General features: G+C 43.6%; 18 protein-coding genes. 13 read left to right on the forward strand and 5 right to left on the reverse strand.

Going from position 1 to position 22,964, the window contains the following annotated elements; translation table 11 throughout:
* Window positions 1-6: 6 nt before the first annotated feature.
* From DW640_RS14595 to DW640_RS14630, 7 genes are all read left to right on the forward strand, one after another.
* A complete protein-coding gene (locus DW640_RS14595; RefSeq protein ID WP_048694346.1) occupies window positions 7-3,108 on the forward strand; it encodes a TonB-dependent receptor in 3,102 nt (1,033 codons plus the stop codon).
* A 12-nt stretch (window positions 3,109-3,120) separates the two neighbouring features.
* Window positions 3,121-5,136: a RagB/SusD family nutrient uptake outer membrane protein gene (locus DW640_RS14600; RefSeq protein WP_016269783.1), complete on the forward strand. Its 2,016-nt coding sequence runs from the start codon at window positions 3,121-3,123 to the stop codon at window positions 5,134-5,136.
* Between the two features lie 21 nt (window positions 5,137-5,157).
* Window positions 5,158-6,045, forward strand: coding sequence for a BT_3044 domain-containing protein (locus DW640_RS14605; protein WP_016269784.1), 888 nt, complete (start codon window positions 5,158-5,160; stop codon window positions 6,043-6,045).
* A 293-nt stretch (window positions 6,046-6,338) separates the two neighbouring features.
* Window positions 6,339-8,234 carry a family 16 glycosylhydrolase gene (locus DW640_RS14610; RefSeq protein ID WP_103877875.1) on the forward strand — a complete coding sequence of 632 codons (1,896 nt, stop codon included), beginning with the start codon at window positions 6,339-6,341 and terminating at the stop codon, window positions 8,232-8,234.
* Between the two features lie 254 nt (window positions 8,235-8,488).
* Window positions 8,489-9,538, forward strand: a complete 1,050-nt coding sequence (locus DW640_RS14620; RefSeq protein WP_016269786.1) for a glycoside hydrolase family 43 protein — start codon at window positions 8,489-8,491, stop codon at window positions 9,536-9,538.
* Between the two features lie 3 nt (window positions 9,539-9,541).
* Complete coding sequence (locus tag DW640_RS14625) at window positions 9,542-10,843, forward strand: BNR repeat-containing protein (RefSeq protein WP_103877876.1); 1,302 nt, start codon at window positions 9,542-9,544, stop codon at window positions 10,841-10,843.
* Between the two features lie 4 nt (window positions 10,844-10,847).
* Entirely contained in the window at window positions 10,848-11,993 is a 1,146-nt protein-coding gene (locus DW640_RS14630) for a glycoside hydrolase family 88 protein (RefSeq protein ID WP_022472046.1), read from the forward strand.
* Here the strand turns inward: DW640_RS14630 and DW640_RS14635 are convergent.
* The 4 genes from DW640_RS14635 to DW640_RS14650 are packed head-to-tail and all read right to left on the reverse strand — an operon-like array spanning window position 11,976 to window position 15,117.
* Window positions 11,976-12,995: a GNAT family N-acetyltransferase gene (locus DW640_RS14635; RefSeq protein ID WP_074858068.1), complete on the reverse strand. Its 1,020-nt coding sequence runs from the start codon at window positions 12,993-12,995 to the stop codon at window positions 11,976-11,978. The genes DW640_RS14630 and DW640_RS14635 overlap by 18 nt on opposite strands.
* A 13-nt stretch (window positions 12,996-13,008) precedes the next feature.
* Window positions 13,009-13,926, reverse strand: coding sequence for a DUF2156 domain-containing protein (locus DW640_RS14640; RefSeq protein ID WP_117578586.1), 918 nt, complete (start codon window positions 13,924-13,926; stop codon window positions 13,009-13,011).
* 55 nt (window positions 13,927-13,981) lie between these two features.
* Window positions 13,982-14,677, reverse strand: a complete 696-nt coding sequence (locus DW640_RS14645) for an LrgB family protein (protein WP_117578588.1) — start codon at window positions 14,675-14,677, stop codon at window positions 13,982-13,984.
* The gene (locus tag DW640_RS14650) at window positions 14,674-15,117 is read right to left on the reverse strand and encodes a CidA/LrgA family protein (RefSeq protein ID WP_022472045.1); all 444 of its coding nucleotides are present in this window, start codon (window positions 15,115-15,117) and stop codon (window positions 14,674-14,676) included. The genes DW640_RS14645 and DW640_RS14650 overlap by 4 nt, the downstream gene beginning before the upstream one ends.
* Before the next feature lie 196 nt (window positions 15,118-15,313).
* On the opposite strand from DW640_RS14650, the gene pta reads away from it, so the two are divergent.
* From pta to DW640_RS14680, 6 genes are all read left to right on the forward strand, one after another.
* Complete coding sequence (gene pta / locus DW640_RS14655) at window positions 15,314-16,333, forward strand: phosphate acetyltransferase (RefSeq protein ID WP_008762631.1); 1,020 nt, start codon at window positions 15,314-15,316, stop codon at window positions 16,331-16,333.
* A 28-nt stretch (window positions 16,334-16,361) separates the two neighbouring features.
* A complete protein-coding gene (locus tag DW640_RS14660; protein WP_008762632.1) occupies window positions 16,362-17,561 on the forward strand; it encodes an acetate kinase in 1,200 nt (399 codons plus the stop codon).
* A gap of 157 nt (window positions 17,562-17,718) precedes the next feature.
* Window positions 17,719-18,810, forward strand: a complete 1,092-nt coding sequence (locus DW640_RS14665; protein ID WP_173664676.1) for a glycosyltransferase — start codon at window positions 17,719-17,721, stop codon at window positions 18,808-18,810.
* Window positions 18,811-18,821: 11 nt separating this feature from the next.
* Window positions 18,822-19,517, forward strand: coding sequence for a DNA repair protein RadC (gene radC, locus DW640_RS14670; RefSeq protein ID WP_008767010.1), 696 nt, complete (start codon window positions 18,822-18,824; stop codon window positions 19,515-19,517).
* A gap of 47 nt (window positions 19,518-19,564) precedes the next feature.
* Window positions 19,565-19,876, forward strand: a complete 312-nt coding sequence (locus DW640_RS14675) for a metal-sulfur cluster assembly factor (RefSeq protein WP_008762635.1) — start codon at window positions 19,565-19,567, stop codon at window positions 19,874-19,876.
* 46 nt (window positions 19,877-19,922) lie between these two features.
* On the forward strand, window positions 19,923-20,687 hold the full coding sequence (locus tag DW640_RS14680) for a UDP-2,3-diacylglucosamine diphosphatase (RefSeq protein ID WP_008767009.1): 765 nt from the start codon (window positions 19,923-19,925) through the stop codon (window positions 20,685-20,687).
* A 140-nt stretch (window positions 20,688-20,827) separates the two neighbouring features.
* Here the strand turns inward: DW640_RS14680 and susG are convergent, their stop codons facing one another.
* Window positions 20,828-22,906 (reverse strand): alpha-amylase SusG, encoded by a 2,079-nt coding sequence (gene susG / locus DW640_RS14685; RefSeq protein ID WP_048694361.1) that lies wholly within the window; start codon window positions 22,904-22,906, stop codon window positions 20,828-20,830.
* Between the last annotated feature and the right edge of the window lie 58 nt (window positions 22,907-22,964).

Below are 22,964 nucleotides of genomic sequence, written 5' to 3' on the forward strand. Positions count from 1 at the left end.
ATAAATATGAAACGAAGTATTTTAGTACTATTTTGGGTATTCATGTCAGCAACTATGTTCGCCCAAGGCGGAATAGATGTTGCGGGTATCGTCTTGGACGAGCAAGGACAGGAACTCATCGGAGTGTCTGTTCAGATAAAAGGAAAACAGGGTGTAGGAGTTGTTACCGATTTTGACGGACGGTTTAAGATGACAGGTGTTCCTGCCGGAAGTACACTCGTATTTTCTTATATAGGTTATGAAACTCGGGAAATTAAATATACTGCTACGAAACTGAAAGAGAAGATTGCTTTGAAGGAGGCGGTCAATGAGTTTGATGAGGTTGTGGTAGTGGGGCGTGATACTCAGAGAAAGGTTTCTGTAGTAGGCGCTATCACCAATGTAGACCCGGCAGGGATTCAAGCTCCTGCGGTATCGGTGAGTAACATGTTGGGTGGACGCGTGCCGGGCATTATTGCCGTGACCCGAAGTGGCGAACCTGGTAACAACTTCTCGGAGTTCTGGATTCGTGGTATGAGTACGTTTGGCGCCAGTTCTAGTGCATTGGTGTTGATAGACGGAATCGAAGGAAATATCAACGATCTTGATCCTGCTGATATCGAAAGTTTTAGTATTCTGAAAGATGCATCGGCAACAGCCGTTTATGGAACTCGCGGTGCCAATGGTGTAGTTGTAGTTACTACGAAGCGAGGAAAAGCCGGAAAGTTGCATGTCAATTTCAAAACTAATGCTACTTATTCTTATTCACCCCGTATGCCGGAATATGCCGATGCTTATCAATATGCAACATTGGCGAATGAAGCGCGCTCTGTTCGTGGAGACGACCCGGTATATTCTGCTACTGAACTAGAATTATTCAAAACAGGTCTTGACCCGGATTTATATCCGAATGTGAATTGGCGTGATGTGATTTTGAAAGATCATGTAATTAACAATCAACACCATTTAAGTATTTCCGGTGGTGGACAAAGTGCTCGCTACTATATGAGTTTGGGTATCCTTAACTCTGAAGCTCTATTTAAACAGGATAAGTCTGCAAGCAAACATGACGTTAATGTAAACTATCATAAATATAATTTCCGTACGAATATTGATGCTGACCTTACAAAAACAACTTTGTTGAGTTTGAATTTGGAAGCAGTAATCAAGACACAAAACGCACCAGGAACAGGCTCAAGCAATAAATACCTGTGGGAATCGCAAGCGAACTTACCTCCTACTGTGGTTCCAGTGAGGTACTCTAATGGTCAGTTGCCTGCTTATGGCACTAATCTGGAGGATAAATCACCGTATGTACGCCTGAATTACATGGGATATACTACCAATGAGACGTATTCTACCAAAATAAATGTAGGCTTGTCGCAGGATTTGGGTATAATCACAGAGGGATTGTCAGTACGTGGCTTGTTCTCATTCTCCATGAATGGTGCACACATAGTCGACAGACACATGAACCCCGAACAATATTATGCCGATCCCAAAGATGGACGTTATTTGGATGGTAGCTTGAAAACTGTGCGTACTGTAAATAAGGAGGATATGACAGCAATACAAGCATCAGCATCCAATCGGGAATTATATTTCGAAGCTGCCGCCAACTATAAACGTTTGTTTAATCAAGATCACCGTGTGACGGGGTTGGCGCATTTTTACCGCCAGGAACTGACCAATGTGGATTGGGGAAACGGTGTGCTGGTCAGCATTCCCAAACGTTATCAGGCACTTTCCTTCCGCGCTACCTATTCTTATAAAGATACCTATCTCGTAGAAGGTAATCTTGGCTATACCGGTTCGGAAAATTTCAATAAAGAACGTCGCTACGGTTGGTTCCCCTCTATCTCCGGGGGGTGGGTGCCTACGCAATATGATTGGTATAGAAACCTGCTCCCATTCAATAACTTCCTGAAGTTCCGTGCTTCTTGGGGACGGGTAGGAAATGATCGTCTGAAAGATGAGAATGGTAATGATATTCGATTCCCTTATTTAACTACTTTAGGTAACGTTTCCAGTACATGGGGAACCGGACTTGCCGAAAATCGTACCGGATCAATGAATTTAAAATGGGAAGTCAGTACAAAAACGAACTTTGGTATCGATGCCCGTTTCTTTGATGATAAGGTAGACATGACAGTGGATTTCTTTCATACGAAGACAACCGATATTTTCCAGAGGCGTGCCAATATACCGGACGAGGGTGGTTTAAGCAATGTACTTCCTTATGCTAATATCGGAAGCATGAAGTCGTGGGGTATGGATGGTACACTAGCTTATACTCATACATTTAATAAGGATATGGCTCTTACTGTACGTGGTAACTTTACTCACGCTGAAAACGAAGTGATCTACTGGGAACAGAGTGGGGTGAATTATCCATATCAGTCTAATTCCGGAGTCCCTTACAAAGTACAGCGCGGATTAATTGCTTTGGGATTATTTAAAGATGAGGATGACATTAAAAGTAGTCCCAAACAGACCTTTATGGATAATTATCGTCCGGGCGATATCAAGTATAAGGATGTGAACGGTGACGGTAAGATTGATAAAGATGACGTCGTACCTCTCAACTACTCTGCTGTACCGTTTATACAATACGGTTTTGCACTTGATTGGAACTACAAGGCATTCCGTGTTAGTATTTTGTTTGAAGGAGTCTCTAAAGTACAATATTTTCAAGGTGGTCGGGGATTCTATCCTTTCTTAAATGAATCAAGAGGCAACTTACTCGAAATGGTTGCTGATCCAAGAAATCGTTGGATTCCAAGAGAATATGCTGAGGCTAATGGCATTGATCCTGCATTGGCAGAGAATCCGAATGCTAAGTTTCCGCGACTAACGTATGGAGAAAATAAAAATAATAATCAGGAGTCTACCTTCTGGTTAGCTGACGGTAAATATCTACGCCTCAAAAATGTAGATATCTCTTACCGCTTTACGAATAATTGGTTGAAGAGTCGTGTCGGTGTGGAATCTGCTACTCTCAGTCTGATAGGCGAGAATCTACATGTGTGGGATAAAGTGAAGCTTTTTGATCCATCGCAAGCCTCTGGTAATGGAGCGGAATATCCTTTGCAAAGGATGTACACCTTACAGTTGAACTTAACTTTCTAAAGGACGATTATTATGAAAAAGAAAACAAATATTATAAAGACTTTATTTCTGTCGATGGTTTGTAGTATAACCATCGGGCTGCAATCTTGCGGTGATTATCTGGATGTCGAAGAATATATTGACCAGATGACTTTTCTTGACTCTGTATTCTCTCGCAAAGAACTCCTGGATCAGTATATTAACGGTGCAGCGCAATATATACCCAATGAAGGCAAACTTTGGTCAAATTCTTCTACACCGTTCCAAATTGCTTCTGATGAGAATTTCATGTCCTGGAATGATAGCCAGCACTACGGCATGAAGTTTTTGCTGGACGAGATTACTCCTTATGACGGATATTACAATAACTATCCCAAATATTACCAGGGTATTCGTATGGCACTCACTGCCTTGTCGAGAATCAATGAAGTACCCGATGTGACAGACGTTGAACGTCGTGAGTTGATGGGACGATGCTACTTTTTGGTAGGATATTATTATTATCTGCTGATGTTGCAGTACGGACCTGTGCCCATTGTTCCGGAAACGCCCTTTAATGTGGATGTGCCGGTAGCCGAAATGTCACTGGAACGAGGAACATACGATGAATGCGTATTGGAAATCCGTAAATGGATGTCTCTGGCCATTCAGTTCTTGCCACTGGAAGTAGAAAGTTCAACGGTTGTGACGCTTCCTACTCAATGGGCCGCTTACGCTACTTTGTCGAGAATTACATTGTATGCAGCCAGTCCGTGGTATAACGGCAATAAGTTTTATGCTGACTGGCAGCGGACAAGTGACGGCGCAAACTTTATTTCGCAGGAAAATGATAATTCGAAATGGGGAGTGTCTGCCGCTTATTCAAAATACATTATTGATTCAAATAAATTTGAGTTGTATTGGACTCCCAAAGAAATAGATAGCAAGGATCTGCCCACTAATGAAGAATTTATCAAAGAGATAGATCCGGATTATTATGAGCCTTATCCAAAGGGAGCAGCCGGTATCGACCATTACCGTTCGTTGACTTATACATTCAGTGGTGAAATTCCTGTGATGATTAATCCTGAATTTATCTATTCCTGTCAAATGCCGACAGGTGATGCCCCATTGGTGGCTGCTGCACCTTTCAAATTAGGTGGATGGGGTGGCTTGAATCTCGTACAAGACTTGATTGATGCTTACCAAATGGTGGACGGACAAGATATCAATGAATCCAGTCAGGACTATCCTTATCCGGATGCCAGCGTTAATTTTGAAAGAATTGGCGGCGCCAACCAAACTTTCTCTGGCTTTACACTTCTAGCGAGCACTGCTAGAATGTATAACAATCGCGAACCTCGTTTTTATGCAACGATAGGCTTTTGCCATTCATTCTGGCCAGGCACTTCTTCTTCGGAGAATCAGTACAAGAATATTGAGGTTACTTATTATTCCGACGGATATGCTTCCGCTAATCCGGATCATCCTGAAGATTATAATCGTACAGGCTATACTTGTGTCAAATATAGACATTTGGAAGATGAGATGAAAAAGGGTACGGTCAAAGCTAAATATTTCCCGGTTTTCCGGTATGCGGAAACATTGCTGAATTATGTGGAGGCTATTAATGAGTTGAAAGAACCTTATACGATGGAGATGCCTAACGGCAGTCAAGTGACGGTGGAACATAATACAGCTGATATTGTGAAGTATTTCAATCTGATTCGTCATCGTGCCGGTCTGCCCGGAATTACTGAGGCTGTTGCTGCCGACAGGAATAAGGTCCGTGAACTGATTAAGCATGAACGCAGAATAGAGTTTGCTTGCGAAGGACGTCGTTATCACGACTTGCGCCGTTGGGGAGATGCTATGGAGGCATACAATCGTCCTATCTCCGGTTGCAACGTCAAAGCAAGAAGCAATGAACGTCAGAAATTCTACACAACAACTATTTTGAACGATAAATTGACACGGCGTTCATTCTCGTACAAACACTATTTCTATCCTATACCTAAGAGTGTGTTGGATAAAAACAAGAACCTCGTGCAAAATCCGGAATGGAGATAAACCTATATAATCAAAAGAAATATGAAACTAATTAGAACTATTTATACGTTGGGGCTACTTGCAGGATTATTTGCATCCTGTAGTAAAGAGAGCCCTTTGGATGGTGAACAATACTACAAACAAGTTTATATTGTAGGTGCCTATGAAGTGGTACAGCAATTTGATGTGGCGTATGGCGATGGTCCGCAAAATGCGTATGTTGCCATTGCTACGGGAGGTAGCCAGAATATCGACCGGAATGTGGAAGTCGTCTTGACTCACAATGACGCTACCATCGAATGGTACAATAATAAGTATATGTTGGATGCCCCATTAAAATATCAGAAGTTGGGTGATCAATTTTGCAGTTTTCCGTCAATGAGCACGACCATTAAAGCGGGCGATGTATATAGTCGGTTGCCATTTACTGTCGAAACTTCCGGATTGGATTGTGATAAACTTTATGCGTTGACTTTCAAAATTGAGTCAGTATCCGATTACGTGAAACAGCCTAAGGATACAGTTCTCATAATGAATCTCAATTTAACGAATGACTTTTCAGGGACTTATCAGATGGTAGCCATCAGATATACGTTGACTGACAATGATGAAGAACTGACTCCTTCTTCCGTTAATATGCAGCGTACGTTGAAGGCAGTGAATAAAGATCAGGCTCGTTTCTTTAATGTTACGCAGAATTCAGATCTTTCACCAACGGGAAACATAACAACTGAAGACTATTTCAACTCAATTGATAACAACGGTGTGACGTTTACACGCCAACCGGACGGTACTTTTACAGTGGCTGGCTGGAAGAATCTTCCGGTTTCTAACGGAACCGTTAGTTTTGAGGATGGCACATTTACATTTTGTTACGATTACGAGTCCGGTGGAAAGAGGTATCGCTTGAGGGGTACAATGACGAAGTAATCGATAGGTATTTTTTATATAGGTAGTAAATGCAGGGGATGAGATGATTGAACTTGTCTCCTGCGTTTGATTATATGACTTCAGATGTGTTCTATTCGGTATAAAATCGTGCAAAGATGCTCATTATTGAGTCATTTCAATGAATATGATCTAAAGTTCGACCTAATTGCACGATTTCTAGTCCTTTATTTTTTATTGAAGTCTTATTTTTGCTGATGTAAATATGAATCATTTTATTTATTAGGGATAAATAGTTCAATAGGTTTGGATATACCAAAGAAAAACAAATTAGTATGAAGATAAAGAAGATTGTAAATTTAATGATGGGCTTGTCATTTTCACTATGCATATTTGCCCAGGACGACTGGCAACTTGTTTGGAGTGATGAATTTAATGCAGATGGTCCTTTGAACTCTTCTGTATGGAACTTTGAGCAAGGATATGCGCGTAATGAAGAAGCTCAATGGTACCAATCCGACAATGCAGTTTGCAAGAATGGGCTGTTGATAATAGAAGCCCGGAAAGAGCAGAACCGTAAAAATCCTCTTTATGTATCCGGAAGTAATGATTGGCGGAAGAAGAGAGAATTTATTGACTATACCTCTTCTTCAGTAACTACTGCCGGAAAGAAAGAGTTTCTGTATGGGCGTTTTGAGATAAAGGCTCGTATTCCTGTGGCAAAAGGAGCATGGCCTGCTATCTGGACATTGGGAAGTAATATGGAATGGCCTTCATGTGGTGAGATAGATATCATGGAATATTATCAGATTAAAGGAACACCACATATCTTAGCCAATGCTGCTTGGGGAACAGACCGTCAATGGCATGCAAAATGGGACAGTCAGGCTACTCCTTATTCGCATTTCACTGACAAAGATCCCGATTGGGCATCTAAGTTCCATATCTGGCGCATGGACTGGGATGAAGAGGCTATCAAACTATATTTGGACGATGAACTGCTGAATGAAATTCCTCTGAGCAGCACAAGGAATGGAAGTATCGGTAAAGGTACCAATCCTTTTACAAAACCACAATACCTGTTACTAAATCTCGCCATTGGCGGAATTAACGGTGGCCCGATTGATGAGGCCGCCCTGCCGATGAAGTATGAAATAGATTATGTAAGAGTCTATCAGAAAGAAAAGGGAATCGCTTCCGGAAAGGTCTGGAGAGATACGGATGGCAATGTAATCAATGCGCACGGTGGCGGAATACTTTTCCATGAAGGAAAATATTATTGGTTTGGAGAACACCGTCCTGCATCCGGTTTTGTCACAGAGAAGGGAATTAACTGTTATTCATCAACAGACCTGTATAACTGGAAATCTGAAGGTATTGCCTTAGCTGTCTCTGAGGAAGAAGGGCATGACATTGAGAAAGGATGCATCATGGAACGCCCCAAGGTGATCTATAATGCGAAAACCGGGAAATTTGTCATGTGGCTTCATTTAGAACTGAAAGGACAAGGTTATGGACCTGCGCGTGCAGCCGTTGCAGTGAGTGATTCTCCTACCGGTCCCTATCGTTTCATTCGCTCCGGCAGGGTCAATCCGGGAGCTTACCCCTTGAACATGACCCGAAAAGAACGGAAAATGAAGTGGAATCCGGAAGAGTATAAGGAATGGTGGACACCGAAGTGGTATGAAGCTATTGCAAAAGGTATGTTCGTAAAGCGTGATCTGAAAGACGGACAAATGTCCCGTGATATGACTTTATTTGTGGACGATGACGGAAAGGCTTATCATATCTATTCCTCAGAAGATAACCTGACATTGCAGATTGCAGAACTGGCCGATGATTATCTCAGTCATACAGGAAAATATATCCGTATTTTCCCCGGTGGACACAATGAGGCTCCTGCTATATTCAAGAAAGAGGGAACTTATTGGATGATAACTTCCGGCTGCACGGGATGGGATCCTAATAAAGCCCGTTTGCTAACCGCTGATTCTATGTTGGGCGAATGGAAGCAACTGCCGAACCCTTGTGTTGGTGAAGATGCGGATAAGACATTTGGAGGACAAAGTACTTATATATTGCCTTTGCCGGAGAAAGGGCAATTTGTCTTTATGGCGGATATGTGGCGTCCGAAGAGCCTGGCGGATTCACGCTACATCTGGCTGCCTGTTCAGTTCGATGATAAAGGAGTCCCCTTTATAAAATGGATGGATAGGTGGAATTTTGATTAATATCGTATATATAGAAGCCGGCGGATATACTTTTCATATTTATTGCTTTCAGCAATAAATATTCTCTATGAGAAAGGGAAAAATTCCGGAAGATTATACATTTTGCGAAGAATGGTCTTTTTATATCCCTTTTTTGACGGATATTTGAACTCTTTTCTTTATGGTATAGGTTATCTTTGCGAGCGAATGATTTCACTGCGAGGTGATATGTCGGCAGAGAACAATGAGAAACATCAAAAAATAATGAAATATATATGGTAAGAATGTTATTACTGGTAGTGGTTTGTATAGGGTTACTGCCAATACAAATGCGAGCTCAGAAGAATAGTTATATTATTCCCGGGGAAGTGTGGAAGGATACGGACGGTAACCCTATCAATGCGCATGGCGGGGGACTTCTTTACCACGACGGTACTTACTACTGGTATGGAGAATATAAAAAGGGCAAAACGATTTTGCCTGATTGGGCTACATGGGAGTGTTATCGTACAGATGTGACGGGAGTAGGCTGCTATTCTTCCAAAGATTTACTGAACTGGAAGTTTGAGGGCATTGTGCTTCCGGCAGTCAAAGAGGACCCGAACCATGACCTGCATCCGTCGAAGGTTTTGGAACGTCCGAAAGTGATTTATAATAAAAAGACAGGTAAGTTCGTGATGTGGGCACATGTAGAGAGTGCCGATTACAGCAAAGCGTGTGCGGGTGTAGCTGTCTCTGATTTTCCAAACGGACCATTCACTTACTTGGGAAGTTTCCGACCGAATAATGCGATGAGCCGTGACCAGACAGTTTTTGTCGATGATGACGGACGTGCCTATCAATTCTATTCTTCAGAAAATAACGAAACCATGTATATCAGTCTCCTGACAGACGATTACCTGAAACCAAGCGGACGCTTTACACGCAATTTCATCAAAGAATCCCGTGAAGCTCCGGCAGTGTTTAAGCATAAGGGCAAATATTATATGTTAAGTTCCGGCTGCACCGGCTGGGACCCGAATGTGGCGGAAATCGCAGTGGCGGATTCCATCATGGGTACATGGAAAACGATAGGTAATCCTTGTACGGGTCCGGATGCGGACAAGACTTTTTATGCGCAGAGTACATACGTACAACCGGTTATCGGAAAGAAGAATGCATATATTGCCATGTTTGACCGCTGGAAAAAGAAAGACCTCGAAGATTCACGCTATGTATGGCTTCCTGTATTGATAAAAGACGGAGCTATTACCATCCCATGGCATGAAAAGTGGGATTTGACTGTCTTTGACAAACAGAAGAAATCTGATAAACAGAAGAAATAGATCATGAAACGGATACTGCTACTTACTTTTTTACTACTATCTGTTTCTGCCTTGTGCTTTTCGCAAAAACTGGTGGAAGTTGCCAAAGGATATAGTTGTACATCTGTCAATACAACGATATTCCGCAATAATTCATTGGTAACGTATGGGGATGAGCAATATATCAGCTATTATGATGCCGACGGCTATCTTGTGTTGGGCAAACGGAAACTAAATTCGAAGCAATGGACATTGCATCGTACTCAATATCGTGGAAATGTAAAAGATGCCCACAATATCATCAGTATAATGGTGGACGGAGAAGGGTATCTGCACGTTTCTTTTGACCACCATGGACATAAGTTGAATTACTGCCGCAGTATCGCCCCCGGTTCTTTGGAACTGGGCGATAAAATGCCGATGACCGGAGTGGACGAAGGAGATGTTACTTATCCGGAATTTTACCCTCTGACAGACGGGGATTTGTTGTTTGTCTACCGTTCCGGTTCTTCCGGACGTGGAAATCTGGTGATGAACCGTTATTCATTGAAAGACCATAAATGGGCCCGTGTACAGGATGTCCTGATTGATGGTGAAGACAAACGAAATGCTTACTGGCAGCTATATGTAGACGAGAAAGGTACGATTCATCTCTCATGGGTATGGCGTGAAACCTGGCAGGTGGAGACCAACCATGATCTTTGCTACGCGCGTTCTTTTGATAACGGAGTGACTTGGTATAAGTCGGATGGTGAACAATATAAACTTCCGATTACAGCTTCGAATGCAGAGTATGCTTGTCGTATTCCACAAAACTCGGAATTGATAAACCAGACAAGTATGAGTGCAGACGCTGGTGGCAATCCTTATATTGCCACTTATTGGAGGAGTTCGGACAGTGAAGTCCCTCAATATCGCATTGTCTGGAATGACGGGAAGATATGGCATAATCGTCAGGTGACAGACCGCAAGACTCCGTTTACACTGAAGGGAGGAGGCACTAAGATGATTCCTGTTGCCCGTCCGCGTATTGTGGTAGAGGATGGAGAAATCTTCTATATTTTCCGTGACGAAGAGCGGGGCAGCCGTGTCTCAATGGCGCATACTGCTGATGTTGCCAACGGTAAGTGGATAGTCACCGACCTGACGGATTTTTCCGTAGATGCCTGGGAACCGTCCCATGACACGGAATTGTGGAAGAAGCAGCGGAAACTCAATCTCTTTGTACAGCACACTTGTCAAGGCGACGGTGAACGCACGGCGGAGATTGAACCTCAAATGATATATGTACTGGAAGCGAATACGAATACAAATACAAAAAAATAAAGATATGAAGAAATTGTATGCAACTCTTTTTTCCGCACTGGTGGTAGGCTGTGCGGTGTGTGCCGGTTGCACAACCAAGAAAGTTTCATCTTCGGCAGAAGTGGTTGACATTATTCATAAAGTCAATGGCTACTGGCAGACAAACCATCCGGAACACGGGCGTTCTTTCTGGGACAATGCCGCTTATCATACCGGAAACATGGAGGCTTACTTCCTGACCAACAAACCGGAATACTTGGAATACTCAAAAGGATGGGCGGAACATAATGAGTGGAAAGGCGCTAAATCGGATCATAAAGCCAACTGGAAGTACAGTTATGGCGAAAGCAATGATTATGTACTGTTCGGCGATTATCAGATCTGTTTTCAGACGTATGCCGATTTATATAATCTAGAACCGGATACACATAAGATAGCCCGTGCCCGCGAGGTGATGGAGTATCAGATGAGTACACCCAACCATGATTATTGGTGGTGGGCGGATGGCTTATATATGGTAATGCCTGTGATGACCAAACTATATAATATCACTAAAAATCCACTTTACCTGGAGAAATTGCATGAATACCTCGCTTATGCAGACAGTATCATGTATGATGAAGAAGCCGGACTTTACTATCGCGATGGAAAATACGTATACCCCAAGCACAAAAGTGTGAATGGTAAAAAGGATTTCTGGGCACGTGGTGATGGCTGGGTACTGGCGGGGCTGGCGAAAGTCTTGAAAGACCTTCCGGAAACAGATAAGTATCGTCAGGAATATATAGACCGTTTCCGTACATTGGCAAAATCTGTTGCGGCCTGTCAGCAACCTGAAGGGTATTGGACGCGTAGTATGCTCGATGCGCAGCATGCACCGGGACCCGAAACAAGTGGTACGGCATTCTTTACGTACGGTCTGCAATGGGGGATCAATAACGGTTTCCTTGACTCCGCCCATTATCAACCTGTAGTTGAGAAGGCATGGAAATATTTGTCAACAGTTGCTTTACAGCCCGACGGAAAGATCGGTTATGTGCAACCCATCGGCGAGAAAGCCATACCGGGGCAAGTCGTAGATGCTAATTCTACTTCAAACTTCGGAGTCGGTGCTTTCCTGCTGGCAGCTTGTGAAAGGGTACGTTATCTGGAATCACTTATTCAGCATTAAACTCATATAAGGTTGTAGTGCCTGAAATATTCTTCCTGTCAGCTCACTGATATTCATTGGTATATGTGCGCCGGGCAAACGCTCGGTGCTATACATACATTTGCCATTACACAGATAGTAATAGCCATTATTTACTGACAATTGTTTATCTGATACTTCCAGTTGCATTTCGTCCTCAGGAAAAGCGGAGGCATACAGTTGCAGCACTTCTTTGGCATTGATGATTCGCGCCATCCCCAACGGATATTGCGTCTGTTCTTTCTCCGGAGGAAGCAACTGAGTCATGTACCTGCATCCAGTAAATTGCTTGATATGGTGCAACAGACTGTGCTCGGCATCTTTGGTTTCTGCAAAAAACTCGCTGATAATTAATTGCTTATCTCTTCTATAGACAATAGCCAATCCATTGATTTGATTCTCTGATCTGGCAGTAACCAAAACTCCGTCACTGAGGATAAGGTCCGCCATGACTACTTGAAAATCCTCAAAGGAGTGCTGGATGCAGCAAGTGCGTCCGGAAAGTTTGCTGTTTAGATATTCGTAAACTTCTTTCTGACATCCGACTTCAGAGGTGACTGTTATTTCTTTAGACGGAATAAATTCCGGTACGGTAATCTCTTTAACCGAATATTGGAATACGGAAGCATATCCCATCCGGGTGTAATAGTCGAATAACCAAGGTTCGGCGGGAATCAATGTACTGAAATACGTTCCGTTACGAAGCATCTTTGCAAAGGCTTGGGAGAGTAATTCGCGCATCACTCCGTTTCCGCGAAAATCCGGATGAGTGCAGGCTCCTGAAATGTAAGAGGTCTGTACGGTATCTCCGCAGAAAGTCATCGGATAAGGAATCATCTGAAGAGCGGAAACAATCTCATCTCCACTTTCGATAGCAATGTTTATTTCATTTTTATAGCGCAGCCTGAAGTACATTTCAACGAACTCTTCATTGTCGTCGAAACATAACTGCCATAATGCCTTAACCTTTTCTTTTGTCGTCATACCTTATATATTATTACCATCTGACCATATCCATAGGATGGTCTTTCAGACAAGCCATATACTTTTCGAGAATAGTTACCGGTTGATAAGACAGCTTTGCTTTGCGTAAGCCTTCAATACCTAAATCTTCTTCCCGGTTGATATAGATATACTGTTCGGGAATGCGATTGGCAAACTCGTAATTAATCATGGCGTAAGCACCGTCAATGCTGGTATCTGCTTTTTCTACATGTACCCCGAACGTTTCATGGTTGATAGGCATCCCGAAAGTAAATGCCACAATTTTCCCGTTGACGTGGAGAATACCTCCGGTCAGACCGAGTGCTTCGAAATTATGTAATGCATAAATGAGGGCACGACGTTCATTTCCCGTTCCTTCCTGCTGGTCGCAGTTGTTCACTTTGCACCATTCGGCTTCCAGGTCCAGACATTCTTGAATACGGTCGGGCGTAATCTGTGTATATTCGTAATCGGGATACGTATTACGGAACCGGTTGATATGATTTCTCTTTGCCTGAAATTTCTTTCCTTTTAAGGTAGCCAGATCACTCCTTAAATATATATAGTCGGCATAGGCACGGTCTTCCGTGAAAATGAACCGTTCGGGTAAAATCGCTTCGAGGTCGGCGCGCATATTGCTGCAAACTCCCAACATACAGAAATTATGCTTCTCCTTATCCGCATCTTCGATTAATTTCCGTAATACAGCTTTCAGATCGCCGTTTCCTACAGGCATCATATATGCCAGTTGTTCGCCGGCCCAAAATTTGAATACCAGAAAATCGTCGATGACTGCAAATTGAGTATCGTACAAGAACCTCCAGCTACAGAGGTTGGAAAATGAAAGATCGCAGTTTCGGCGGTCACTTTTCATGGTGAATGCAGTTATTGTGTCTCTATCAGCTAGTGTAATGTCTTTAAATGGAATCATAAAATGCTTTTTGCGTTTAACTCTTTATATAACGGAAAATGAAAGAATTTTGTTTTTACAAAACACCTAATAATCGCAGGATAGTCGGTGTCAGTAATGCGGTGAATATTCCATTCAGTGTCAATCCCAGGCTGGCATACGCCCCGTATTTGCTGCTGATGTCCATGGCGGTGGAAGTGCCGACAGCGTGGGCGGCTGTTCCCATCGAAAGCCCTTGGGCTATCGGACTGCCTACGTGCATGATTTTCATTGTCTTAAATCCGCAGATGGCTCCCAGTAAACCTACCGCTACTACAACGGCTGCCGTCAGTGACGGGATACCTCCGATAGCCTTGGTCACTTCCATGGCAATCGGAGTCGTTACGGATTTAGGTGCCAATGAAAGAATGACTTCTTGTGAAGCTCCCATAAACTTGGCGATTAATACCACAGAGATCACTCCGACGATGCACCCTGCCAGTTGAGACAAGAGGATAGGCAGCAACTGTTTCTTAATCATTTCCAACTGAAGATATAAAGGGACTCCCAAAGCTACCACAGCCGGGCGTAACCAGAATTCGATGAGATGCCCTCCCTGATTGTAAGTCTCGTAAGAGATATTGGCCATTTTAAGGAAGATAATCAGAACGGCAATGGTGAGTAAGATCGGGTTCAGCAATACCAGCCCCGTTTTCTTCTGAAGCAATTTGGCAAAGAAGAAAACGCTGAAAGTGACAGCCAGCAGAAAGAAATTATTTTCTAAAAAGCTCATTTGTCTTTATCCATTAAGTTAGTTTTGTTTTTTAAATGTAGCTTGTCGGACAAGTGAAAGTCTGATAAGCGTAGGCTACTCGCCAGTTTAATCTGACGTGCCAGTCTGAATTTACGGACAATCTGGTGTACCCATCCCGTTACGACCAGCACGAGAGCCGTGCTAACGATTGTTGCGATGACGATAGGCCAGAATTCTGCCGCAATAACGTCGAAGTACAACATCAATGCTACTCCGGGAGGTACGAAAAAGAAGCCCAGATTAGCTACCAGAAAGTCGGACAATCCCTGCACCCACTGCAGTTTGATCCAGCCTAATTTCAAAAAAAGGGTGAGCAGCAGCATACCGATAATGCTGGAGGGGAGCTTGATCCCTGTTAAATAAACGATTAATTCACCCAAAGCCAAACAGCCAAATAAAATGGCACACTGACGTATCATACACTAATTACCTATTGATTTGTTTGAAAATACTGCAAAGGTAGAAAAAATAGAAGTACAGTGTTAAATATTATAATATTTTAGACTTGGAGAATAAAATTAGCCGGAATTGTAATGTGGATATTGCAAAATTGAGTACTTTTGCAGCGCAAATTACAAATCGTAACAAGGTTTATAATATTATTCAAATATATCTATGCTTAATTTAATCAACCAAATCGTGGCTCGTGCGAAAGCAGACCGCCAACGTATTGTTCTTCCGGAAGGAACTGAAGAACGCACATTAAAAGCTGCCAATCAGATTTTGACAGATGAAGTTGCTGACCTTATTTTACTGGGTAAACCCGCTGAAATTAACGAACTTGCAGTGAAATGGGGACTGGGTAACATCAGCAAAGCTACTATTATTGATCCTGAAACTTCTCCGAAACACGAAGAGTATGCACAATTGCTGTGCGAGCTTCGCAAGAAGAAAGGCATGACTATTGAAGAAGCCCGTCAATTGACGAATGATCCTTTGTTTTATGGTTGTTTAATGATTAAGAGCGGTGATGCTGACGGTCAGTTGGCAGGTGCCCGCAACACAACAGGCAATGTACTGCGTCCGGCTTTACAGATTATCAAGACTGCTCCGGGCATCACTTGTGTATCCGGTGCTATGTTACTCTTGACTCATGCTCCCGAGTATGGTAAGAATGGTATTCTGGTGATGGGTGACGTTGCCGTAACTCCGGTTCCGGACCCTAACCAACTGGCACAGATTGCTGTTTGTACGGCACAGACTGCCAAAGCCGTTGCCGGTATTGAAAATCCGAAAGTGGCTATGCTGAGCTTTTCTACCAAAGGTTCCGCTAAACATGAAGTAGTGGATAAAGTAGTGGAAGCTACCAAGATCGCTAAGGAAATGGCTCCTACACTTGATCTGGACGGAGAAATGCAGGCTGATGCTGCTCTTGTTCCTGAAGTAGGCGCAAGCAAAGCTCCGGGTTCACCCGTAGCGGGAGAGGCTAACGTGCTGATCGTTCCGAGTCTGGAAGTAGGAAATATTTCTTATAAACTGGTACAACGTCTGGGACATGCCGACGCTATCGGTCCGATCCTTCAGGGTATCGCCCGTCCGGTGAATGACTTGTCTCGTGGTTGCTCTATCGAAGATGTATATCGCATGATTGCTATTACGGCTAATCAGGCTATTGCAGCAAAAAACAATAAATAAGTATCAAGTTTTAAGTATTAAAGACAATATGAAAATTCTAGTATTGAACTGTGGAAGTTCATCCATCAAATATAAATTGTTCGATATGACCACCAAAGAAGTGATTGCACAAGGTGGTATCGAAAAAATCGGTCTGAAAGGCTCTTTCCTTAAATTGACTTTGCCGAATGGCGAAAAGAAAGTACTCGAAAAAGACATTCCGGAACATACGATTGGTGTGGAGTTCATTCTGAATACATTGATTAGCCCGGAATACGGAGCTATCAAATCACTGGACGAAATCAATGCGGTAGGTCACCGTATGGTACACGGAGGCGAACGTTTCAGTGAATCTGTATTGCTGAACAAAGAAGTACTCGAAGCTTTTGCTGCCTGCAACGACCTGGCTCCGCTTCACAATCCTGCCAACTTGAAAGGTGTGAATGCAGTTTCCGCTATTCTTCCCAACATTCCGCAGGTAGGCGTATTTGATACAGCTTTCCATCAGACGATGCCGGATTATGCTTATATGTATGCTATTCCCTACGAAATGTATGAGAAATATGGCGTACGTCGTTATGGCTTCCACGGAACCTCTCACCGTTATGTTTCAAAACGTGTATGTGAGTTCCTTGGCGTTAATCCGGTAGGACAAAAAATCATCACTTGCCATATTGGTAACGGTGGTTCTATCGCTGCTATCAAGGATGGCAAATGTATAGATACTACCATGGGACTGACTCCGTTGGAAGGTTTGATGATGGGTACCCGTAGCGGTGACATTGATGCCGGTGCAGTAACATTCATCATGGAAAAAGAAGGCTTGAATACGACAGGCATTTCTAACCTGCTGAACAAGAAGAGCGGCGTACTGGGTATTTCCGGCGTATCAAGCGATATGCGCGAACTGCTGGCCGCTTGTGCTAACGGAAACGAAAGAGCCATCCTTGCTGAAAAGATGTACTACTACCGTATTAAGAAATATATCGGTGCTTATGCTGCGGCATTGGGCGGTGTAGATATCATCCTGTTTACAGGTGGTGTAGGCGAAAATCAGTTTGAATGCCGTGAATCTGTTTGTAAAGACATGGAATTCATGGGTATTAAACTGGACAATAATGTGAATGCAAAAGTTCGTGGTGAGGAAGCTATTATTTCTACTGCAGATTCTAAAGTGAAAGTAGTAGTGATTCCGACAGATGAAGAGTTGTTGATTGCATCGGATACAATGGATATTCTGAAAAAGTAAGAAGAACTGAGATAATAAAAAAAGGCGGCTTATCATGAAGTCGCCTTTTTTTGTTAACTCTTTTATAAGTCTCGTTTTTTTTACCTTACTTTGTGCTTCAAATCAATATTCGTTTTATTGGATTTACGCAAAATCGTTATTTTATAAATTCATTGATATGCGCTATTCTGTCATAATTCCCGTTTACAATCGTCCCGATGAGGTGGATGAATTGCTGCAAAGTCTCACTGTACAGTGTTTTAAAGATTTTGAAGTAGTTATTGTTGAAGATGGTTCGTCCATCCCTTGTAAGGAAGTGGCAGATCGGTATACAGATCGGTTGGACATCAAGTATTTCTCTAAACCCAATTCTGGACCGGGGCAGACCCGTAACTACGGAGCGGAGCGAAGCGAAGGAGAATATTTTATCATACTGGACTCTGATGTCATTTTGCCCGAAGGATATTTTGACGCGATAGAGAAGGAGCTTCAGGCTTCTCCTGCCGACGCGTTCGGTGGTCCCGACCGTGCGCACGATTCTTTTACGGATATTCAGAAAGCTATCAACTACTCGATGACTTCCTTTTTTACAACAGGCGGTATCCGTGGCGGAAAAAAGAAGATGGACAAGTTTTATCCTCGTAGCTTCAATATGGGGATTCGTCGCGAAGTGTATGAAGCTTTGGGGGGATTCTCTAAAATGCGCTTCGGGGAAGATATCGACTTCAGTATCCGTATTTTTAAAGGTGGCTATACTTGTCGTCTTTTCCCCGATGCGTGGGTATATCACAAACGTCGGACAGACTTGAAGAAGTTCTTTAAGCAAGTCCATAACTCCGGCATTGCCCGCATTAACCTTTATAAGAAATATCCCGATTCGTTGAAATTGGTGCATTTGCTACCGGCAGTGTTCACGCTGGGAGTCTCTTTGCTTTTATTACTGACTCTTTTGGGGTTGGGGCTCGTTTTGTTAGCTTTTTATCTACTATATTCCAAAACGGTTCCCGGGTGTGCGATAGGCGAGATGGCACTTCTGTTTTTAGGATTTGCCGCCATGTTGGCAGCACCTCTTCCCTTACTGCTCTATTCCTTGGTGGTTTGCGTGGATTCGACAATCAGAAATCGCAGTTTATGGATTGGAATGCTGTCAATTACTGCTTCCTTTATACAACTAATTGGTTATGGAACGGGATTCTGGCGTGCATGGTGGCAGCGTTGTATAAGAGGAAAGGACGAATTCGAGGCGTTTCAAAAGAATTTTTATAAGTAAGTGATTTGATCATGGAAAGCAAACACAAACTATCCATCAACCAGTGGGCGCTGGAAGACCGTCCCAGAGAGAAGATGATGGAGAAAGGAGCAGCCGCATTGAGTGATGCCGAACTACTCGCCATATTAATCGGCTCCGGAAATACGGAAGAAAGTGCTGTCGAACTGATGAGGCGTTTGCTTCTCTCTTGTGATAACAATCTGAACTCCTTGGCAAAGTGGGAAGTCTGCGACTATTCCCGTTTTAAAGGAATGGGACCGGCAAAGAGCATCACTGTAATGGCTGCCCTGGAACTCGGCAAGCGACGGAAACTGCAAAATATCCAAGAACGCCCCCGCATCTCTTGTTCAAGAGATATTTATGACATCTTCCAGCCTGTCATGTGCGACCTTGAACAGGAAGAATTCTGGGTATTATTATTGAATCAGGCGACGAGACTGATCGATAAGGTACGTATCAGCACTGGCGGAATAGACGGAACGTATACGGATGTACGTACCATTCTTCGGGAAGCATTGCTGCAGAGAGCCACGCAAATAGCCGTAGTGCATAACCATCCTTCGGGAAATATCCAACCCAGCCAACCGGACCGGACGCTGACGGAACACATCCGCCGGGCAGCCGACACAATGAACATTCGCCTGATAGACCACGTTATTGTTTGTGAGGATAAGTTTTACAGTTTTGCCGACGAAGGGCTGCTCTGAATAAATTTATTCTTATCTTTGCAATACATATTAATAAGGAAAGCCCTATGGAAAAATTTAAAATAGAAGAAAAGATCGTAGCCATGCTAAAGACGGTGTACGATCCTGAGATTCCGGTAAATGTATATGATCTTGGACTGATTTATAAGATAGACGTCTCAGACAATGGGGAAGTGGCGCTTGATATGACTCTGACTGCTCCCAACTGTCCGGCAGCCGATTTCATCATGGAAGATATCCGCCAGAAAGTAGAATCGGTGGAAGGAGTGACATCTGCCACTATCAACCTTGTGTTCGAACCGGAATGGGATAAAGATATGATGAGTGAGGAAGCAAAACTGGAACTCGGATTCCTGTAAATTCATAGCTCAAAATATAAAACTGATAACTCTAAACTCAAAACTCATGAAGAACGTTTATTTCCTTTCCGATGCGCATCTTGGTTCCCGTGCCATAGAACATGGACGTACACAGGAACGGCGCTTGGTGAACTTCCTCGACAGTATCAAGCATAAAGCTTCTGCCGTTTACCTGTTGGGAGATATGTTCGATTTTTGGTATGAATTCCGGTTAGTGGTTCCCAAAGGATACACCCGCTTTTTAGGAAAGCTCTCCGAACTCACGGATATGGGAGTGGAGGTACATTTCTTTACCGGCAACCATGATATCTGGTGTGGGGATTATCTTTCTAAAGAATGCGGAGTGATTATTCATCGTGAAGCATTGACTACCGAAATATACGGAAAAGAGTTTTATCTGGCTCACGGTGACGGACTGGGTGACCCGGACAAGAAGTTTAAGTTGCTGCGCTGGATGTTTCACAGTACAACACTTCAGACACTGTTTTCTGCCATCCATCCCCGTTGGAGTGTGGAATTGGGCTTGACGTGGGCAAAACATAGCCGCGAAAAGCGGGTGGACGGCAAAGAACCGGATTACATGGGGGAGAATAAGGAACATCTGGTACTTTATACAAAAGAATATCTGAAGAGTCATCCTAATATCAACTTCTTCATTTATGGCCATCGTCACATTGAACTGGATTTAATGTTGAGTGCTACTTCCCGTGTGCTGATTCTTGGAGACTGGATTAACTATTTCTCCTATGCGGTATTCGATGGGGAGAATCTATTTTTGGAAGAGTATATAGAAGGAGAAACACAAGTTTGATTCTTATTCCATTAAAAAGTGGAAATTCCGATTGATATAAGGTTTCTTGAAGATAGATAGAAACCGGAAAAAGTCAAGACCACGTCTTCAGATTTATTCTATTCTTATGAAATGAATCTGAAGACGTGGTCTTGATGTATTTAGTTGCCCAACTTGAATACTACAGAGGCGTATCCTCCCAGTTTCAAGGTGTAACTGTCGCTGTCTGTATTTTGTTGAGCTTCGCCATTCACAAACAATACTTTCTCAATCTTGTCTGTCAGCGGAAGTAGCATGGCCGTTCCGCCGAAATTATGGATGACAAGCAGTTTCTCGTTGTCCTTGGTCATATACCAGGCAGCAATCGGCTTATAGTCTTTCTCCTGTGATTCGTTGTAGACGGAATGTTTGGTCATATTTCCTTCTGCCAGTGCCGGATAGGTGTTGCGCAATCGGGTGAGGGAGAAATATATGTTCAGAAGTGAATGGGTATCGGCTTGTTGGTCCGCTACCGTTTTCACATTTTTCGAAACGGTGGCATCCGTCTTGTCTGTGTAGTTGGTAGTGTAGCTATCTCCCCATAGCATCGGGCTGCGCACATATTCGTCTCCGTTATCCTTTGTTCCGTAAAGTCCCAGTTCTTCACCGTAATAGATGTAAGGATGTCCGGCGGAAGTGAGTAAGACGGCGGCGGCCAGTTTGCATTTGTCGGCGGATTTACCCAACTTGGACGATGTACGGTCTTCGTCATGGTTACTCAGTTTCGTTGCTTCGATGTAATCGCTTCGATAGTTGGCGTATTTCTGTTGGTAAGAAAGGATGTCTTTGGCAAAATAACATCCGGTACTATTATTGATTCCCCATTCCAGACGATACCAGAAGGAAAATTCAAAAAGGGCGGGCAGACCTTTATAATAAGGAGCTACTTTATCGTATTCCGATAACACTTCGCCTACCATATAGAAGTCGTCCGTATGTCCTTTTTGTTTGTAATAGGCGTTCATATCTTCATAGAACATTTTCAGGAAACGAGGATTTTCTTCGCTGGTCTCACTGTGGTAGATGTGCTTCACGGCGTCGAGGCGGAGGCCGTCCACACCACGGGCGATCCATCCTTTGGCGGCGTCTGCTATTGCCTGATATGCCGGTGATTCGCCTGCCTGGTCTACAGGGCCGTAGTTAAGGTCGGCAAACCAGTCGGTGCAGAAATGAGAATGGAAATAGGTGATCTGCTGGCTGTCGAACATGATGTTGGCAGGGTTGCCGGCGTTGGTCAGTTTGAAATCCTTGTTCAGCGTGAGTTTCTCGGACGAGGAAGAGGCGCCGTATTTTGTTCCGGATGGCCAGGAAGAAGCATTGCTGGTACGGATCAGAAGCCCCCAAGTGGACTCAAAGTCGACGGTGAGTTCATAGATGTTGTTTCCTTTGTCATAAAACTTTTTACAGATGTCTTCTCCGTAGTATAAGTATTTGGCGTTGTCGGTACCTGTGTCTGGATTATCCTCGTCTGCTTTGGTGCCTGTGGAAACGACAAGGATGGGGGAAGATGCGTTGCTCCAGTCCAGTGTAAATTTCAGCAGTCCTTTCACGGCAGCGGTCTCGTCAGAAACCTGAAACCATTCTGCGGCATTGTATCCGGCTGCTCCTTCTTGGGTGATCATGGCGATTTTGCCTGCTGCGATATCTGTTTTCGGGTCTTCAGAGAAAGAATAATAATTGCGATACGGGCTTTCGGATGATGAACTAGCTTCGGTGAACCACGGGTGGGCAGTGCCGGTGTGGTTCATTACGTAGTCCAGATAAATCTTGATGCCTCGGTTGTGGGCTTCTGTAACCAGACGGTCGAAGTCGCTTTCTGTGCCGAGCTGCGGATTGACTTTGGTGTAGTCTGTGACGTCATATCCGTGATAAGACATACAGGGGTGGATGGGAGAGAGCCAGAGGGCTTTCACGCCTAGTTGGTTGAGATAGTCCAGCTTTTGGGTGACGCCATTCAGGTCTCCATATCCGTCTCCGTCGCTGTCGGCGAAGGAATAGACCAGTAACTGGTAGGAGATATCTGCCCGTTTGGTCTCGTCCCATGTGTCGGGAGAGGCGGTAAGTGCGGTCCATTGCCCTTCGATGGGCGGTTCGGGTTCCGGAGCAGGCTCGGTGATATTTTTGTCATCGCTGCAAGCGGTCATGAATGCCATGAGCATTGACAACCACAAAAGAGATAATAAGTGGAGATGTTTATTCATAATGATGATGTATTAAAGACAATAAATGTAGTCTCTTAAAAAACAGTGGCCGCCCCGA

This window comes from Bacteroides sp. AM23-12 (assembly GCF_003434395.1).
GTDB classification, from domain to species: Bacteria; Bacteroidota; Bacteroidia; order Bacteroidales; family Bacteroidaceae; genus Bacteroides; species Bacteroides thetaiotaomicron.

Bases quoted from the DNA above. Each gene is read 5' to 3' on its own strand.
- DW640_RS14595 (WP_048694346.1), top strand. From the start codon at position 7: ATGAAACGAAGTATTTTAGTACTATTTTGGGTATTCATGTCAGCAACT.
- DW640_RS14600 (WP_016269783.1), top strand. From the start codon at position 3,121: ATGAAAAAGAAAACAAATATTATAAAGACTTTATTTCTGTCGATGGTT.
- DW640_RS14605 (WP_016269784.1), top strand. From the start codon at position 5,158: ATGAAACTAATTAGAACTATTTATACGTTGGGGCTACTTGCAGGATTA.
- DW640_RS14610 (WP_103877875.1), top strand. From the start codon at position 6,339: ATGAAGATAAAGAAGATTGTAAATTTAATGATGGGCTTGTCATTTTCA.
- DW640_RS14620 (WP_016269786.1), top strand. From the start codon at position 8,489: ATGGTAAGAATGTTATTACTGGTAGTGGTTTGTATAGGGTTACTGCCA.
- DW640_RS14625 (WP_103877876.1), top strand. From the start codon at position 9,542: ATGAAACGGATACTGCTACTTACTTTTTTACTACTATCTGTTTCTGCC.
- DW640_RS14630 (WP_022472046.1), top strand. From the start codon at position 10,848: ATGAAGAAATTGTATGCAACTCTTTTTTCCGCACTGGTGGTAGGCTGT.
- DW640_RS14635 (WP_074858068.1), bottom strand. From the start codon at position 12,995: ATGACGACAAAAGAAAAGGTTAAGGCATTATGGCAGTTATGTTTCGAC.
- DW640_RS14640 (WP_117578586.1), bottom strand. From the start codon at position 13,926: ATGATTCCATTTAAAGACATTACACTAGCTGATAGAGACACAATAACT.
- DW640_RS14645 (WP_117578588.1), bottom strand. From the start codon at position 14,677: ATGAGCTTTTTAGAAAATAATTTCTTTCTGCTGGCTGTCACTTTCAGC.
- DW640_RS14650 (WP_022472045.1), bottom strand. From the start codon at position 15,117: ATGATACGTCAGTGTGCCATTTTATTTGGCTGTTTGGCTTTGGGTGAA.
- pta (WP_008762631.1), top strand. From the start codon at position 15,314: ATGCTTAATTTAATCAACCAAATCGTGGCTCGTGCGAAAGCAGACCGC.
- DW640_RS14660 (WP_008762632.1), top strand. From the start codon at position 16,362: ATGAAAATTCTAGTATTGAACTGTGGAAGTTCATCCATCAAATATAAA.
- DW640_RS14665 (WP_173664676.1), top strand. From the start codon at position 17,719: ATGCGCTATTCTGTCATAATTCCCGTTTACAATCGTCCCGATGAGGTG.
- radC (WP_008767010.1), top strand. From the start codon at position 18,822: ATGGAAAGCAAACACAAACTATCCATCAACCAGTGGGCGCTGGAAGAC.
- DW640_RS14675 (WP_008762635.1), top strand. From the start codon at position 19,565: ATGGAAAAATTTAAAATAGAAGAAAAGATCGTAGCCATGCTAAAGACG.
- DW640_RS14680 (WP_008767009.1), top strand. From the start codon at position 19,923: ATGAAGAACGTTTATTTCCTTTCCGATGCGCATCTTGGTTCCCGTGCC.
- susG (WP_048694361.1), bottom strand. From the start codon at position 22,906: ATGAATAAACATCTCCACTTATTATCTCTTTTGTGGTTGTCAATGCTC.